Annotated in this window: 1 protein-coding gene; it reads left to right on the top strand. The window is 63.3% G+C overall.

Going from position 1 to position 502, the window contains the following annotated elements:
• Positions 1–502, top strand: a 502-nt coding sequence (locus tag CSQ95_RS28945) for a transposase (RefSeq protein ID WP_143450136.1), incomplete at both ends; no start/stop codon positions are given.

A 502-nucleotide genomic window follows, 5' to 3' on the forward strand; every position in this document is an offset into this window, starting at 1 on the left:
AAGGCCAAGCTCGACTGCGCGCTGCGCCTGCCCAACGGCAAGCATCGTAACAAGGTTGTCGAGAACAACCACCAAGGATTCACCGCGCTCCACGCATGGCTGCTGAAGCATGCTGCCGGCAGCCCCAGGGTGTGCATGGAAGCGACGGGCACGTATTGGGAAGGGGTTGCCGAATATCTCGCTGGACTTGGCATGGTGGTCAGTGTCATCAATCCAGCCCAGATCAAGGCCTTCAGCGCTTCACGCCTGGTGCGCACCAAGACCGACAAGGTCGACGCACAGCTGATCGCCGACTTCGCCCATGAACGCCAGCCAGAGCCCTGGCAGGCGCCATCGCCGGCCGAGCAAGCGCTGCGCGCGCTGGTGCTGCGCCTCGATGCCTTGCAAGCGATGCGCCAGCAGGAAAGCAACCGGCTTGAAGTGGCGCGCGCGGCGGTACGCCAGGGTATCGAGGATCATATTGCCTGGCTCGACGCCGAGATCAAAGCGCTGATCCTGGCGA

The organism is Janthinobacterium sp. BJB304, assembly GCF_002735765.1.
Taxonomy (GTDB): Bacteria; Pseudomonadota; Gammaproteobacteria; order Burkholderiales; family Burkholderiaceae_D; genus Janthinobacterium.